At 67.5% G+C, this 15,604-nt stretch carries 15 protein-coding genes; 7 read left to right on the forward strand and 8 right to left on the reverse strand.

The annotated features are described in order from the left end of the window. Nucleotides 1-24: 24 nt before the first annotated feature. Both JYJ84_RS06780 and JYJ84_RS38230 read left to right on the forward strand, forming a co-directional pair. Nucleotides 25-972: a choline ABC transporter substrate-binding protein gene (locus JYJ84_RS06780; protein WP_122950201.1), complete on the forward strand. Its 948-nt coding sequence runs from the start codon at nucleotides 25-27 to the stop codon at nucleotides 970-972. Nucleotides 973-1,026: 54 nt separating this feature from the next. Next, complete coding sequence (locus JYJ84_RS38230) at nucleotides 1,027-1,155, forward strand: hypothetical protein (protein ID WP_265343102.1); 129 nt, start codon at nucleotides 1,027-1,029, stop codon at nucleotides 1,153-1,155. Nucleotides 1,156-1,293: 138 nt separating this feature from the next. Here the strand turns inward: JYJ84_RS38230 and JYJ84_RS06785 are convergent, their stop codons facing one another. After that, nucleotides 1,294-4,353 (reverse strand): FAD-binding and (Fe-S)-binding domain-containing protein, encoded by a 3,060-nt coding sequence (locus JYJ84_RS06785; protein ID WP_175223305.1) that lies wholly within the window; start codon nucleotides 4,351-4,353, stop codon nucleotides 1,294-1,296. A 152-nt stretch (nucleotides 4,354-4,505) separates the two neighbouring features. On the opposite strand from JYJ84_RS06785, the gene JYJ84_RS06790 reads away from it, so the two are divergent. Continuing rightward, nucleotides 4,506-5,396, forward strand: a complete 891-nt coding sequence (locus tag JYJ84_RS06790) for a LysR substrate-binding domain-containing protein (protein WP_122950203.1) — start codon at nucleotides 4,506-4,508, stop codon at nucleotides 5,394-5,396. A 22-nt stretch (nucleotides 5,397-5,418) separates the two neighbouring features. Here the strand turns inward: JYJ84_RS06790 and JYJ84_RS06795 are convergent, their stop codons facing one another. After that, a complete protein-coding gene (locus tag JYJ84_RS06795) occupies nucleotides 5,419-6,270 on the reverse strand; it encodes a LysR substrate-binding domain-containing protein (RefSeq protein WP_122950204.1) in 852 nt (283 codons plus the stop codon). A 110-nt stretch (nucleotides 6,271-6,380) separates the two neighbouring features. Here JYJ84_RS06795 and JYJ84_RS06800 point away from each other — a divergent pair, with 110 nt between their 5' ends. Continuing rightward, nucleotides 6,381-7,028: a LysE family translocator gene (locus tag JYJ84_RS06800; protein ID WP_122950205.1), complete on the forward strand. Its 648-nt coding sequence runs from the start codon at nucleotides 6,381-6,383 to the stop codon at nucleotides 7,026-7,028. Nucleotides 7,029-7,124: 96 nt separating this feature from the next. On the opposite strand, the gene JYJ84_RS06805 is transcribed toward JYJ84_RS06800, so the two are convergent. From JYJ84_RS06805 to JYJ84_RS06830, 6 genes are all read right to left on the reverse strand, one after another. Further along, the gene (locus JYJ84_RS06805) at nucleotides 7,125-8,573 is read right to left on the reverse strand and encodes an APC family permease (protein ID WP_122950206.1); all 1,449 of its coding nucleotides are present in this window, start codon (nucleotides 8,571-8,573) and stop codon (nucleotides 7,125-7,127) included. A gap of 12 nt (nucleotides 8,574-8,585) precedes the next feature. Beyond that, entirely contained in the window at nucleotides 8,586-8,798 is a 213-nt protein-coding gene (locus JYJ84_RS06810) for a hypothetical protein (protein ID WP_122950207.1), read from the reverse strand. 101 nt (nucleotides 8,799-8,899) lie between these two features. After that, nucleotides 8,900-10,135, reverse strand: coding sequence for an SfnB family sulfur acquisition oxidoreductase (locus tag JYJ84_RS06815; protein WP_175223304.1), 1,236 nt, complete (start codon nucleotides 10,133-10,135; stop codon nucleotides 8,900-8,902). 174 nt (nucleotides 10,136-10,309) lie between these two features. After that, nucleotides 10,310-11,413, reverse strand: a complete 1,104-nt coding sequence (gene sfnG / locus JYJ84_RS06820; protein WP_175223303.1) for a dimethylsulfone monooxygenase SfnG — start codon at nucleotides 11,411-11,413, stop codon at nucleotides 10,310-10,312. 37 nt (nucleotides 11,414-11,450) lie between these two features. Continuing rightward, nucleotides 11,451-12,011 carry an FMN reductase gene (msuE, locus tag JYJ84_RS06825; protein WP_175223302.1) on the reverse strand — a complete coding sequence of 187 codons (561 nt, stop codon included), beginning with the start codon at nucleotides 12,009-12,011 and terminating at the stop codon, nucleotides 11,451-11,453. Nucleotides 12,012-12,057: 46 nt separating this feature from the next. Beyond that, nucleotides 12,058-12,582: a hypothetical protein gene (locus JYJ84_RS06830; protein WP_175223301.1), complete on the reverse strand. Its 525-nt coding sequence runs from the start codon at nucleotides 12,580-12,582 to the stop codon at nucleotides 12,058-12,060. Between the two features lie 45 nt (nucleotides 12,583-12,627). On the opposite strand from JYJ84_RS06830, the gene JYJ84_RS06835 reads away from it, so the two are divergent. From JYJ84_RS06835 to JYJ84_RS06845, 3 genes are all read left to right on the forward strand, one after another. Next, nucleotides 12,628-13,860 (forward strand): acyl-CoA dehydrogenase family protein, encoded by a 1,233-nt coding sequence (locus tag JYJ84_RS06835; RefSeq protein WP_175223300.1) that lies wholly within the window; start codon nucleotides 12,628-12,630, stop codon nucleotides 13,858-13,860. After that, entirely contained in the window at nucleotides 13,857-14,945 is a 1,089-nt protein-coding gene (locus JYJ84_RS06840) for a sigma-54-dependent Fis family transcriptional regulator (protein WP_175223299.1), read from the forward strand. Before JYJ84_RS06835 ends, JYJ84_RS06840 begins: the two co-directional genes overlap by 4 nt. 248 nt (nucleotides 14,946-15,193) lie before the next feature. Beyond that, nucleotides 15,194-15,604 (forward strand): dihydroxyacetone kinase subunit DhaK (locus JYJ84_RS06845; protein WP_205189141.1); only part of this gene is annotated, 411 nt, incomplete at its 3' end.

A 15,604-nucleotide genomic window follows, 5' to 3' on the forward strand; every position in this document is an offset into this window, starting at 1 on the left:
TCACCCCTTTCTCCCGGCCCGATCATGAAATCCAGAATGGCTCGCATGCTGACAACACTGGTCATCGCGTCGTCGCTGCCCGGCATGGCTTCCGCGCAAGACGACGCAGCGTGTCGACCGGTGCGGCTCTCGAACATCGGCTGGACCGACATCACGGTCACCACGGCACTCGCGTCGCTGCTGTTCGAGAGCCTCGGCTATCGCCCGACGACGACGCTGTCGTCCGTGCCGATCTCGTTCGCCGGACTGAAAAGCCGGCAGATCGACGTGTCGCTCGGCTACTGGTGGCCCATTCAGGACAAGCAGATCCAGCCGTTCCTCGATTCGCATGCGTTCGTCAAGCTCGAACCGCCGAACCTGTCCGGCGCGAAAGAAACGCTCGCCACGGTCGACTACGCGTACCAGGGCGGGCTCCGGTCGTTCGACGACATCGCGAAACATCGCGCCGAACTCGACGGCAAGATCTATGGCATCGAACCGGGCAGCAGCGCGAATGCCACGATTCAGCGGATGATCGACAACAACGAGCACGGCCTGCGCGGGTTCAAGCTCGTCGAATCGAGCGAAGCCGGCATGCTGGTCACCGTCCAGCGCGCGGTCCGCGAAAAGAAGTGGGTGGTATTCATCGGCTGGGCGCCGCACCCGATGAATATCCAGGTGCCGATCCAGTATCTCGCCGGTGGCGACGCGTCGTTCGGCCCGAACTATGGGGAAGCGAGGGTGTATACGCTGACGGCCAACGGCTTCGCGCAACGCTGTCCGAATGCCGGGCGGCTGGTCTCGAACCTGCGCTTTACGACCGACATGGAAAACCGCTTGATGCTCGACGTGATGAACAAGACGCGGCCGGACGACGCGGCAAGGGCGTACCTCCGGCAGCATCCCGACGTGCTGGATGGCTGGCTCGACGGCGTCACGAGTTTCGACGGCAGGAACGGGCTCGCCACGGTGAAAACGGCGCTCGGACTATAGAGGGCGCGGGCGACACACATCGCCCGCTTCGCAAACGGAACACCGGAGAAGACGATGGCCGATCGATGGAAGGGTTTCCTGCTCCGCCTGCCGGCGCTTGCCATTCATTGCGCCGCGCTGCTCGCCCGGCATCCGCTGGAGCGATGGTGCTCGATGGCGGACGAAGCGAGGAACCGGCGATGAGGTGGCCGGCCGCGGGGCGGCGTCCGAAGCCGTGGCGAACGTTCCCCCTCCCGCAGACGCCGGAAAATCAAGGCTCGACGTGAATGCGCCGCCAGCCCGCAGCCGCATGCCGGCGACGACGGACGATTCACCCGATCGTCACCCCGCCGCCCGCACGTGATCGAGCAGCGCCTGCAACGGGTGGCGCACCTGCTTCGACGACATCCGCTTCACCTGGCTGCGGCACGAATACCCGGTCGCCAGCGCCTCGCCTTCCGCGTCCGCCGCATCGACCTGCGCGGCCCACGACTGCGCATAGATCGTCTTCGACGTCTCGAGATTGCGCGCCTCGTGCCCGTAGGTGCCCGACATCCCGCAGCACCCGGTCGCCTGAACCTGCAAACGCAGCCCGCGTCGCGCGAACACCTGCGCCCATTGCTTGCCGCTGTCGGGCGCATTGGTCTTCTCGGTGCAGTGCGGCAGCAACCGGTACGACGCCGGCACGCCGCCAGCCCCCTCTGCCGTACCCGCTTCCGGCAGCGCGTGCAGCAGCCATTCCTGCGGCAACGCGACCTTCGGCACATCGGCGAGCCCCGTCACCTTCAGGTATTCCTGCCGATACGTGAGCGTCATCGCCGGATCGAGGCCGACCAGTGAGACACCCGAGCGCTCCAGCGCGGCCAGTTGCGTCGCATTGCGGATCGCCGCCTGCTCGAACGCGCGCAGAAAGCCCTGCACATGCAGCGCCTTGCCGTTCGGCGCAAGCGGCGCGAGCCACACCTGAAAGCCCGTGCGCGCCGCCAGCTCGATCAGCGTCGCCAGTTGTTCGGTATCGAAATAGCGCGTGAACGTGTCCTGCACGATGACAACGCTGCGTGCGCGCTGCGCGTCGCTCAGCGCGGCGAGTGCCTGCGGGTCCGCCGGCTTCACCTGCCATTGACGGATCACGGCCGCGAGATCGAAGCGGCTCAGCAGCGGGCTGTCGACCATGCCGACATGCCGCTCCAGCACCGTGCGCACCCATCCCGAGCGCATCAGCCCGTTGTACAGCGCGGGCACCCGCGCCATCCACGGCATCGTGAATTCGAGCGAGCCGATCAGGTAGTCGCGCAGCGGCCGCAGGTAACGCTGGTGATACAGCTCAAGGAAGCGCGAGCGGAACTCCGGCACGTTCACCTTCACCGGGCACTGCCCCGCGCACGACTTGCACGCGAGGCACCCGGCCATCGCGTCGTACACCTCGTGCGAGAAGTCGGCTTCGCCGTTGCGCGCTGCGCGGCTGTTGCGCCAGCGCGTGGCAAGACCACTCAGGAACGGCTGCCGCGCGCGCGCCGCCGCGACGACGTCGACGCCAGCCTGCCCTTGCAGGCGCAGCCATTCGCGCATCAGCGACGCCCGCCCCTTCGGCGATTGCACGCGCTCGCGCGTCGCCTTCCACGACGGACACATCGCGTCGTCCGGATCGAAGTTGTAGCACGCGCCGTTGCCGTTGCAGTGCATCGCGGTGCCGTAGCTCTGCCACACGCGCTCGTCGATCTGCCGGTCGTGATCGCCGCGCGTCGGCACTTCGTCGATCTTCAGCAGCCGCATCGTGGTGTCCGGCGGCGTCGCGATCTTGCCCGGGTTGAACTGGTTGTGCGGATCGAACGCGGCCTTCAGTTGCTGCAGCGACGGATACAGCTCGCCGAAAAACGCCGGCGCATATTCGGAGCGCACGCCCTTGCCGTGCTCGCCCCACAACAGGCCGCCGTGGCGCTGCGTGAGCTCGGCCACCGCATCCGACACGGGCCGCACCAGCGCGGCCTGCTTCGGGTCCTTCATGTCGAGCGCCGGCCGCACGTGCAGCACGCCCGCATCGACGTGCCCGAACATCCCGTATTGCAGCCCGTGGCCGTCGAGCAGCGCGCGGAATTCGGCGATGTACGCGGCGAGGTTCTCCGGCGGCACCGCCGTGTCCTCGACGAACGGCTGCGGGCGCGCCTCGCCCTGCACGTTGCCGAGCAGGCCGACCGCGCGCTTGCGCATCGCATACACGCGCTTCACCGCGTCGTCACCGGCCGCGAGCGTGTGGCCCAGGCGCTCCACGCTCGTATCGTTGCGCAGATGGTCGACGAACGCGCGCACGCGCGCGTCGACGTCATCCGCGTCGTCGCCGCTGAATTCGATCAGGTTGATGCCGAGCGTCGGCCGAGCGTCGTCCTGCGGAAAATACTCGGCCACGCTGCTCCACACGAAATCCTTCATCGCCAGCATCAGCACCTTCGAGTCGACCGTCTCGATCGACAGCGGCTCGAGCGCGAGCAGCGCGCGCGCGTCGCGCAGCGCGTCCATGAAGCCCGCGTAGCGCACGTTGACCAGCACCGAATACTTCGGGATCGGCAGCACGTTGAGCTTCGCCTCGACGACGAAGCCGAGCGAGCCTTCCGCGCCGCACAGCACGCTGTTCAGGTTGAAGCGGCCGTCGGGTTCGCGCAGGTGCGCGAGGTCATAGCCGGTCAGGCAGCGATTGAGCTTCGGAAACTTCGCCTCGATCAGCGCCGCCTTGTCGTCGCTGATGCGCCGCGCGGTACGGTAGACCTTGCCGATGCGGTCCTGCCGCGCGCAGCGGCGCTCCAGTTCGTCGTCCGCGAGCGCGTCGCTGTGCAGATGCTCGCCGCCCATCAGCACGAAATCGAGCTCGAGCACGTGGTCACGCGTCTTGCCGTACGTGCAGCTGCCCTGCCCGCTCGCGTCGGTGTTGATCATCCCGCCGACGGTCGCGCGGTTCGACGTCGACAGTTCCGGCGCGAAAAACAGCCCGTGCGGCTTCAGCGCCGCATTGAGCTGATCCTTGACGACGCCCGCCTGCACGCGCACCCAGCGCTGCTCGACGTCGATTTCGAGGATCCGGTTCATGTTGCGCGACAGGTCGACGACCACGCCGTCGGTCAGCGACTGCCCGTTGGTGCCCGTGCCGCCGCCGCGCGCGGCCACCGCGACGTCGCGATGCGCGGGCTCGGCGAGCAGCCGCGCCAGCAGCCGGACATCGTCCGCATGCGCGGGACAGATCACCGCTTGCGGCAGACGCTGGTAGATCGAGTTATCGGTGGCCTGCACCGTCCGGTTCGCATGGTCGGCGCGGATTTCCCCGGCGAATCCGGCAGCCTGCAGCGCGGCGAGAAAGTCACGGTACGCATGCGCGGGCGGGCTGGCGGGACGGGGCAACGAGGCGATCGACATGGGGTAAAAGCGCAGTGTGGGTGGAGCCGGCCGGTTCGCGTGGCCGAAACATGATTTTTTAGCAAGTTTCCACGCGACCGGGAATTCCAGTATCTTTGGAACTTCCGTGAGAAACAAACGAATTCTCATCCGGCGAATATTGCATAAAACTCATGAATTACCGTCGCCTCACCCCGTCGATGTCGCTGCTGCTCGTGTTCGAGGCCGCCGCGCGACACGAAAGTTACACGCGCGCGGCCGAAGAGCTGTCGCTGAGCCAGAGCGCGATCAGCCGGCAAGTCCAGACGCTGGAGGACCAGCTCGGCGTGCCGCTGTTCCGGCGCGAGGGCCGCTCGGTCAAGCTGACCGAAGTCGGGCGGCGCTACTTCACCGAGCTGAGCGGCGCACTGGGGCGCATCCGCGGCGCGACGCTGCAGGCGATGTCCCACCAGGCGGGCGCCGGCACGCTGCGGCTCGCGACGCTGCCGACGTTCGGCTCGAAATGGCTGCTGCCGCACCTGCACGACTTCTACGCCGCGCATCCGGGCGTGACCGTGCACCTTCACTCGCGGATCGGCGCCATCGATTTCCTCAACGACGACCTCGATGCGGCCATTACCGTCGGCGCGGGCGACTGGCCGGGCCTGCACGCGCACCGGCTGTACAACGAGTTCCTGATCGCGATCGCGCCCCCGGAGACCGGCAGCCGCCGCAAGGCCGACGCGCATTCGCCGGCGTGGGCCGCGAAGCAGACGCTGCTCGGCGTGACGAGCAACCAGCAGGCGTGGGCGGAATGGTTCTCGCACTATCGTCTCGACCATCGCCAGATGCGCATCGGCCCGAGCTTCGAGCTGACGTCGCACCTGATCCAGGCCGTGCGGGCCGGCATGGGAATCGGGCTGGTGCCGAAAGTGCTGGTGGAAGACGAGCTGAGCCGCAACGAGCTCGTGTCGATCGGCGACGCGATCACCAGCCAGCGCAGCTACTATCTCGTCTACCCGCCGGGGAACGAGACGCTGCCGTCGCTCGTCGCGTTCCGCGAATGGCTGCTGAAGTCGTGCTGAAACGCGGCCGCCGGCGGGCCGCTCAGGTGCGCCATTCGCCGAGAATCTGCTCGGCCAGGTAGTCGCACGGCGGGCGCGCGGACTGCGCGCTGCGCGCAAGCACGACCTCCATTTCACCGAGCGGTGGCAGCCCGTGGCTTTCCGACAGCTGCACGAGATGATCGGGAACGCAGCAGCGCGCCAGCGGCGCAACCGCGAGCCCGGCCTCCACCATGCTGAGGAGGCCGAGGTGGCTCGGGCTTTCGTATGACATCCGGTACGGGATCTTCCGCCGGTTCAGCGCCTTGACCGCCCGATCGCGCGCCATGCTGCCGCCGTACGTGAAAAACGCCACCGGCAGCGGCCGTTCCTCCCATACGTTACGTTTCGACGACCCGGTCCAGACGAGCGGTTCGAGCCGGATCAGCTCGCCGGTCACGCCCTTGATCCGCGTGAGGCAGGCGAGATCGACCGTGTTGTCCTTCAGCATCGGCACCAGCGCGCTGCTCGGCTGGCCGATCACGCGCACTTCCACGCGCGGATGCCTCGCGGCGAACTTGCCGAGCACCTGCGGCAGCAGCGACGAAATGTAATCGTCGGGCACGCCGATCGTCACGCGGCCGCGGATCTCCGGACGCACGACCGACGCCCATGCCTCGTCGCGCATCGCCAGCATCCGGCGGCCGTACTCGGCGAGCATCATGCCGTCGTCGGTCGGCGTCACGTTGCGCGTGTCGCGGATGAACAGCGGCTTGCCGAGCGCATCTTCCAGCGCCTTGATCTGCATGCTCACCGCCGACGGCGACCGGTGCACCACCTGCGCGCCCTGCGCGAACGATCCGGATTCGGCAACGGCCACCACCATCGCGAGTACATCGAGGTCGAGCTTTTTCATCGTCTTCAGAAAAACTGATCAATCAATTCAGTTTATCCCGTTTTACTGTTCCCCTCCACGGTCAGACAATGATTCCCGTCAGCCCTCACTCGTTGCAGGAATCATCAGATATGCACACCTCCGGATCGCTCTACGGATTTCTCGTCATCGGCGGCATGCTCGCGGTCACGCCCGGGCCGAACATGGTCTATGTGATGTCGCGCTCGATCGCGCAAGGACGCACGGCGGGGCTCATTTCACTCGGCGGCGTGATGATCGGGTACCTGTTCTACATGTTCGGCGCGGCGTTCGGCATCACGACGCTGTTCATGAGCGTGCCCTATGCGGGCAGCGGGCTGGCTGTCGTCGGCGCGGCGTACCTGTTGTATCTGGCGTGGCAGGCCGTCAGGCCCGGCGGCCGTTCGCCGTTCGAAGTGCAGGCGCTGCCGAGCGAGCGGCCGCTTCGGCTGCTCGCGATGGGCGCGACGACCAGCGTGCTGAACCCGAAGCTCGCGATGCTGTTCATTTCCTTGCTGCCGCAATTCATCGACTACGGGAACGGCAGCGTGCTCGGGCAATCGCTGTTTCTCGGTTCGCTGCTGATCGCCGCGTTCGCTTCCGCGAACGGGCTGGTGGCGATCTGTTCGAGCAGCATCGCGAAGTTCCTGCACGGGCGCCCGACGCTGCTGCTCGCACAGCGCTGGGCGATGGGGCTCATTCTGGGTGGACTCGGCGTGCAGATGGTGGTCGATGCGTCGAAGATGGCCGGGGTCGCGTAACGGCCGCGAGCGAGCCCCTGAAGCGGAAGCGGCTGGCCGGCCGGCAACGTCGCCGACCGGCCGGAACGCGAGCAACCCGCCGTCAGCACGGTACCGTCACTTCGTCAGCAGCTCGGCCTCCAGCTCGCGCAACCGCTCCGGAAACCGGACGCGCAGCACCAGGAACCACCCGAGCCCGATCGCCAGCAGCGCGACGAATACATAAGGCAGCCACGCATAGACGCCCGCCGGCACCGGATACACGCTGCCGGCCAGCGGAATCGCGAGCAGCACGACCGCGACGACACTGATCGCCACGTGCCGTGCGCGCAGCCGGCGCTGCCGGCGCAGATAAAGCGGCGCACCGATCGCCACGAGCACGTATGCAAGCAGCCAGCCATACGTCGCGATCGAGCTGAGATAGCCATACGAATCGAGCAACGCGGTGCCGCGCGCAGTGAACACCAGCGCCGTGGCCAGCGCCAGCACCGTGATCAGCGCCACCGCGACGTGCGGTGTCGCATTCCGCTCGTGCGCTTGGCCCGTCGACGCATGCAGCACGCCCTGCCGCCCGAACGTATAGACGATCCGCGCCGCCGCATTGATCGACGAGAAGAACGCCGCGAAGAAACTCAATGCCACGCCCGCGTCGATCAGCACGCCGACCCAGCCGGCCCCGAGCCGATGCGCGAGCACCGCGAGCGGGCCGTCGACCTGATCGAGTGGCGGCGTCTGCCCGTGAAACGCGCTCACCATCCCGTACGCGCCGATCACGAACAGGATCGCCGGCCCGACCACGCTGATCAGCACCGCGCGCGGAATCGCGCGGAACGGGTCGCGCGCCTCGGCGCCGAGCACGGTCGCGCTTTCGAACCCCGTGAAGCTGAAAAACGCGAGCACCATGCCGAGCTGCAGCTGCGTCGGCTTCACGCCTTCGAGCGTCAATTGCGCGCGGTCGACCGGATGCCCGCCGAACGCGATCGTCCCGATCACGACAATGGCAATCAGCAGCAGCGTCGCGAGTTCAACGAACAGCGTGAAGCGCGTGGACAGCCGGATGTCGCGAAACGCGATGTACCACGCGGCGAACGCGGTGAGGACCGTGAGCCCGAGCACCGCGCCGAGCGGCGTCGCGCTGCCGAGCAGCCCGGTCTCGCGGCCCAGCACGAGAAAGGTGTTGATCGTCCCCTCCAGGATGCCCGCGGCGGCCACCGCATACGCGATCAGCAGCGACCAGCCGCAGATCGCGCCCCAGACGGGCCCGATGCCGGCCGACACGTACGCATACAGCGCACCCGGCGACGCCGAGTCGCGCGCGAACACCGAGATGCTCCACGACGCGAACAACAGCGCGACGATCGCGAACAGGTACGCGAGCCACGTGCCGTTGCCGGCCGTCGCGAAGACGGCGGGGATCAGCACGCCGATCCCGCCCGACACGCCGACGAGGCCGATCGACTGCGCGATCAGTTCAGGCAGGCTCAGGTAGTTGCGCCGCAGGCCGCTCGCCTGCGGCACGGCATGCTGCGCAGGCAGTGCCTGCGCGGTGCTTGCTGGATGACTCATCGATTTACCTCGTCAGGAATGAAGCGGCGCCGCGTGCGCCATATCGGCAGCGGTGACGGCTGCCGGTGCAGACGCGCGAAAGCGCACGTGGTGGACGGCGTACACGCCGGGCACATCGGCAATGAACGGGCCGTCGAACAGCTCGCGCGTGAACGTCGTCGCGAACGCGAGCCGATACCGCAGGTCGGGATAGCGATGCGATTGATCGCCCGAATACCGCCCCAAGCCTGCGGGCAGGCAACCCGGACCGTCGATCGATCGTGAAGGCGTTCAGCGCGACTTCCTTGCCCATGTTTCGTTGCAGTGAATGCGCCGGCGCGAGCCGGTCAGTTCCAGGAATGGCGCGCGGGCTTCACGCCATTGAGGTAGTAGTTGCCGATCGCGTGATACTTCCACCGCACCGGGTCATGCAGCGTATGCACGCGTGCGTTGCGCCAGTGGCGGTCGAAGTTGTATTTCGCGAGCGTCGACTTGCTGCCGCCGAGCTCGAACAGCTTGCTCGCGGCCAGCAGCGACACCTCGGTCGTCGCGATCTTCGCCTCGCCGACCGCGATCGCGGCCTGCGCGACCGATTCCTCGCTCGGCTCGCGCTTCGCCGCGTCGACGAAGCGCCCCGAGCGCGCGAGCAGCGCCTCGGCCGCGTGCACGCGGTACGCGATGTCGCCGATCTGCGCGACCGTCAGCGGATCCTCGCTCGCGCGCTCGACCCCGCTGTCGATCCACGGGCGCGCATGCTGCTGCACGAATGCGATCGTGTCCTGCAGCGCGGCGCGCGCGATGCCGAGGTCGATCGCGGCGGTCGTGATCTGCGCGAACGGGCCCGCGAAGGTCGGGCGGTCGTACGAACGCTGCGTGTGGAAGATTTCGAACGGGCTCACGCGCACGTTCTCGACGATCACCGTGCCGCTCGCGGTCGTGCGCTGCCCGAAGCCGCTCCAGTCGTCCACGACGGTCAGCCCCGGCGCACCCTGCCGCACGAACGCGAGCACGGCCTGGTCCGACTCGTCGAGCGCGAGCACCGGAATCCAGTGCGCGAACAGCGTGCCGGTCGAATAGAACTTGCGGCCGTTCAGCACGAACGCGTCGCCGTCGCGGCGCACACGCGTCTGGATATCGAGCACGTTCTTGCCGCCCGCTTCGGAGAACGCGTTCCCATAGCGCGTACCCTTCAGGACGAGGTCGAAGAAGAAGCGCTTCTGCGCATCGCTGCCTTCGAGGCGAATGTCCTCGATCAGGCAATAGTGGTTCTGCGGAATCTGGCCGAGCGACGGGTCCGCCTGCGAAACGATCGCGATCACTTCCGCGAGCGTCACGTTCGACACTTCCGCGCCGCCGTATTCGCGCGGCACGGTGATGCCCCACAGGCCGCTCGACGAGAACAGCTCGATCTCGTCGAATGGCAGCTTGCGCTCGCGGTCACGCAGCGCGGCGTGCTCGGCCAGTTGCGCCGCGACCTGGTGCGCGACGTCGAGTGCCTCGGCATCCGAGCCGATGACGGGAACGGGAGCGTGCGTGGTGCCCGCTTGCGATTGCACGTTTTCTTCGATGATTTCCGTAGACATGTCAATTCCGGCAAAGCTCATGAACCGGCCGGCGGTGTCGTGAATCAACCGCCAGCCTCCTGTTTCGATATCCGAAACGTCAAACCGGGTCGACCCGCAAGAACCAGCGGTGTCGCCCCTTCGATCGGCCCGAGCGCGGCACGCGTGAGCGCCCGCCGCGCACCGGCCTCCGCATCACGCGGCAACCGCCTGCTGCTGCGCCTCGAGCTCGCGCACGAGCGGCAGTACGCGCTTGCCGAAGTACTCGACTTCCTCGATGAAGTGCAGGAACCCCGCGAGCACGAGATCGACGCCGATCGCCTTCAGCGCGACGATCCGCTCGGCGATCTGCTGCGGCGTGCCGATCAGGTTCGTGCGGAAGCCGTCGTTGTACTGCACGAGATCCTCGAACGTCGACTTCGCCCAGTTGCCCTCGCCTTCCGGCGACGCGCTGCCGGCCTGCTTCACCGCATCGCCGAACGCATGCACGGCCTCGACGTGCGCGTGCCGGATGATGTCGTCGAGCACCGCCTTCGCCTCTTCCTCGGTATCGCGCGCGATCACGAACGCGTTGACGCCGATCCGCACGCGATGGTTGTTCGCGGCCGCCTTCGCGCGGATGTCGTCGATCTGCGCCTTCAGGTTCTCCGGCGTATTGCCGTTCGTGAAGTACCAGTCCGACACGCTCGCCGCGTTGTCGCGCGCCGCCCGCGAGCTGCCGCCCTGGAAGATCTCCGGATGCGGCTTCTGCACCGGCTTCGGGCTCAGCGTGTAGTCGTTGAAGCGGTAGAAGTCGCCCTTGAACGTGAAGTTGTCCTGCGTCCAGATGCCCTTCAGCGCCTGGATGAATTCCTTCGAGCGCCGATAGCGTTCGTCGTGCTCGAGCCACGGCTCGCCGATCGCGGTGAATTCGCCCTTGAACCAGCCGCTCACGACGTTGATCGCGATGCGCCCGTTCGAGATGTGGTCGATCGTCGCGAGCTGCTTCGCGACCACAGCCGGATGCCACGGCCCCGGCAGGATCGCCGCGAGCACCTTGAGCTTCGTCGTCGCGTGCAGCAGCGCCTGGCTGAACGACACCGACTCGTGCTGGTATTCGGCGCCGTAGCCGGCCGTGAAGCGGATCTGGCTCAGCGCGTACTCGAAGCCGGCCGCCTCGGCCGTGCGCGCGAGCTGCTGGTTGTATTCGAGGCTCCAGTCGGTGCGCTGCTCGATCGTGCTGACGACGAGGCCGCCGCTGACGTTCGGCACCCAGTAGGCGAACTTGACGCCGTCGGCGGAAGGGTCGGAATGGCTCATGAGTGTGTCCTGGTCGAGAGAAAAAATCGCAGGCGGCCTACGCGGCCGCGACGGAAAGCGTATGCGGGCGCAGTTGCGGCACCGCGCGATCGACGGCGAGCGCGATACGCGCGCGCAATGCCGGGTTCGCGATCTGGTACTGGTCGAAATCGCTTTCGGATGCGTACACGCCGATCGGCAGCGTGCGGGCCTGGAAGAAGCTGAACAGCGGGCGGAGCTGGTGGTCGATCACGAGCGCATGACGCTCGCTGCCGCCGGTGGCCGCGAGCAGAACGGGCACGTCGATCAGCGCTTCGTGATGCACGAGGTCGAACAGGTGCTTGAAGAGTCCCGTGTACGACGCTCGATACACGGGGCTCGCGACGACGAGCGCATCGGCCGTCTCGATCGCGCGAATCTGCGCGTCGAGGTCGGCCGGTACCTGCTTGCGCGTCAGCGCGCCGGCCAGCCGGCCGCCGATCTCGCCGAGTTCGATCAGCCGCGTGTCGATCGGCAGCGCGGCGCCGAGTGCCGCGACGATCGCGTCGGTCAGCGCCAGCGTGCGCGACGGCCGTTGCAGGCCGCCCGATATCGCGACCACGTTGATTGCATTGCTCATCGGTTGCCTTCCCATTGTCGAGTCGGGTGCCGACGCACCCGTCACGTCATCGGTCAGCAAGGAGCGTGCCATTTCGACGGTCTCGATGAAAATCGATCGTCTGCATGACGAAATGCATCGAGATCGACGGCCTGTCGCAGCGCTCCCGTCGATTGCGGCACGTCGATAAGCCTGCCAGCCGCGGCATCACATCCATATTCCGCAGCGCGATGAACCGGGGGAAACAGCGCTGCTGATGCACTGCTGCGTGATCAGCAGCGCTGTGCCCGCCACGCACGTTTTTCCGTTTCGACACGGATTCCGGCAGGCGCGCGGCGTCCGTCGGGCTGCATTGGCGCCAGCTTTTCGTGTTCATGCGCCGGCGCGACTCCTCCCACTCTTGTAGTAGCGTCGACATGACTGCTGCATCGTCACTTGGCGTGCCGCCGATCGCTGCGCCGCACGGCCTCGCCACGCGCAACTGCGTCCACCGCAGCAATCCGGCATTGGTTATCAGAAATCGATGTTTCCCGCGTAGCGCAAAACGTTGAACACTCTGCTGATCACGCAGCACCCGGTCAGCAACGCCCATCGCGGCCTGACCGTTTTCGTGCAGCGACCCGACGCATTCATCGCCATGACATCCATTTCCGTATCGCCCCGCGCGGAAAGCCTGCGCGTCGTCACGCCGTCCCGCGACGAACCGGTGCCCCCTGACGCGCTGCAAATCGCCGAGCGCCTGGCGGCCGGCTTTGCCCGCACCGCGGCCGAACGCGACCAGCAAGGCGGCACGCCGAAGGCCGAGCGCGACCAGTTGCGCGACAGCGGCCTGCTCGCGCTGAGCATCCCGGCCGCCTACGGCGGCTTCGGCGCGAGCTGGCGCACGACGCTCGACGTCGTCCGCGTGCTCGCGGCCGCCGACAGTTCGCTCGCGCACGTGTTCGGCTTCCATCACCTGATGCTCGCGACCGTGCGGCTGTTCGGCGCGCCCGCGCAGTGGGAATCGTGGTTCGAGCGCACCGCGCGCCAGCAGTGGTTCTGGGGCAATGCGCTGAATCCGCTCGACGAGCGCACGATCAGCCGCTCGCGCGGCGCGTGGCACGAATTCAGCGGCCAGAAGAGCTTCTGTTCGGGGGCGCTCGATTCGCAGATGCTGATCGCGTCCGCGCACGACGCCGACACGCGCACGTTCCTGATCGCCGCCGTGCCGACGCAGCGCAGCGGCATCTCGATCGCCGACGACTGGAACAACATCGGCCAGCGGCAGACCGACAGCGGCACGGTCACGTTCGAGAAAGTGCGCGTCGAGGATCACGAACTGCTGACGGACCCCGGCCCGCTGTCGACGCCGTTCGCGTGCCTGCGCCCGCTCGTCGCGCAGCTCGTGCTGACGAATGTGTATCTCGGCATCGCCGAAGCCGCGTTCAACGACGCGCGACACTACACGCTGCACGAGGCGCGGCCGTGGCCCGGCGCACAGGTCGAGAGCACCGGCGACGATCCGTACATCCTCGGCCAGTACGGCGAATTCTGGATCGGACTCGAAGCCGCACGCGTACTCGCCGATCGCGCGGCGGACCGGCTCGACGCCGCATGGTCGCGCGATGCAGCGCTCACGCAGGCGGAGCGCGGCCAGGTCGCGCTCGCCACGGCCGCGGCCAAGGTGTCGGCCACGCGCACCGGGCTCGATCTCTGTACGCGCATGTTCGACGTCGCCGGTGCACGCGCGACGCACGGCGCGCTGCGGCTCGACCGGCACTGGCGCAACCTGCGCACCCATACGCTCCACGACCCGCTCGCATACAAGATTCGCGAGATCGGCGAATGGGCGCTCAAGCGAACCTATCCGACGCCGGGCTTCTACTCGTGAACCACTCCCCTTCCGATGCGTGGCCCGACGCCGCGCCCGTCCTCACGCTGCCCGACCGGCCTGCGCTCGCGACATCCATTCGTGCCCGCGCGCAGGTGTTCGTCGATCCGCACTCGGTCACGCTGCTCGAACGGATTCGCCTGGTCGCGCCGAGCGACGCGAACGTGCTGATCGTCGGCGAGACCGGTACCGGCAAGGAACTGATCGCGCGCCACGTGCACGGCCTCAGCCGCCGCAGCAACGGGCCGTTCGTCGCGGTGAACTGCGGCGCGTTCTCCGAGACGCTCGTCGAGAGCGAACTGTTCGGCCACGAGAAAGGCGCGTTTACCGGCGCGTTCAGCGCAAAGCCCGGCTGGTTCGAAGCCGCGAACGGCGGCACGCTGTTTCTCGACGAGATCGGCGACCTGCCGCTGTCGATGCAGGTCAAGCTGCTGCGCGTGCTGCAGGAGCGCGAGGTGGTACGGCTCGGGTCGCGCACGGGCGTGCCGATCGACGTACGCGTGGTCGCCGCGACCAACGTGGATCTGCAACAGGCCGTCGCGAACGGACAGTTTCGCGGCGACCTGTTCTACCGGCTCAACGTCGTGCAGCTCGCGGTGCCGACGCTGCGCGAACGCCCGGGCGACATCCTGCCGCTCGCGCGTCACTTCTTCGACGACTACCGGAGCCGCCTCGGCTACGGGCCGCGCAGCATCGACCCGCGCGCCGAGCGCCGGCTCGAGGCACATGGCTGGCCCGGCAATATCCGCGAGCTCGAAAACGTGATCCACCATGCGCTGCTCGTGAGCCGCCACGACGCGCTGCAGGAGGCTGACCTGCACCTCGCGTCGCCGGGCGTGCCGACCGCCGCCACGTCTGCACCGGAGCCGGCTGCCGGCGCGCAGGCCGCGCTCGAACGCGCGCTGCGCGACCTGTTCGACGAGGATCACGGCAACCTGTTCGAACGCATCGAGGACACCGTGATGCGTGTCGCGTTCGAATTCAGCCACCGCAACCAGATCCAGGCCGCGCGTCTGCTCGGCATCAGCCGCAACGTGCTGCGCGCGCGGCTGATTCGCGCGAAGGAAATTGCGGCGATGAAGTAGCCACGTATGGGAGCGCGCCGCCGCCCCGCTCCGGCGCGGGTCGCGCCGCGATCCGTGCAGCAACGTTCGAACCTGATGTATCGTGGCGCGAAGCGTGCGCCTCGTCTCGCCCCTGCATACGGTCATCCCATACATGGCTGCCTGCCCACGACGACAAGGCGCCCGCACGATCCTCCGCAACACGAAAGGCCGTCCGGCGCCCGTGCAGGCCCGGCCGAGCCTCGTTCACCCGTCCGGAACCCGTCGCCATGAAAAAGCTTGTCAACCGCCCGTCCGATGTCGTGCGAGAAATGCTGGAAGGTATCGCACGGCAGTCACCGCATGTCGCGATCCTCGGTGACGAGCACGTGCTCGTCCGCCAGCCGCTGCCCGAGCCGGCGCAGCGCGCCGTCGCCATCCTCTCCGGCGGCGGCAGCGGCCACGAGCCCGCGCACGGCGGCTATGTCGGCGAAGGGATGCTGAGCGCGGCCGTCTGCGGCGAAGTGTTCACGTCGCCGTCCACCGACGCCGTGCTCGCCGCGATCCGTGCCAGCGCCGGCCCGAACGGCGCACTGCTGATCGTGAAGAACTACACCGGCGACCGGCTCAATTTCGGGCTCGCCGCCGAGCTCGCGCGGGCCGAAGGCATTCCGGTCGAAACGGTCATCGTCGCCGACGAC

The sequence above is a fragment of the Burkholderia sp. LMG 13014 genome, assembly GCF_905232215.1.
Lineage (GTDB): Bacteria > Pseudomonadota > Gammaproteobacteria > Burkholderiales > Burkholderiaceae > Burkholderia.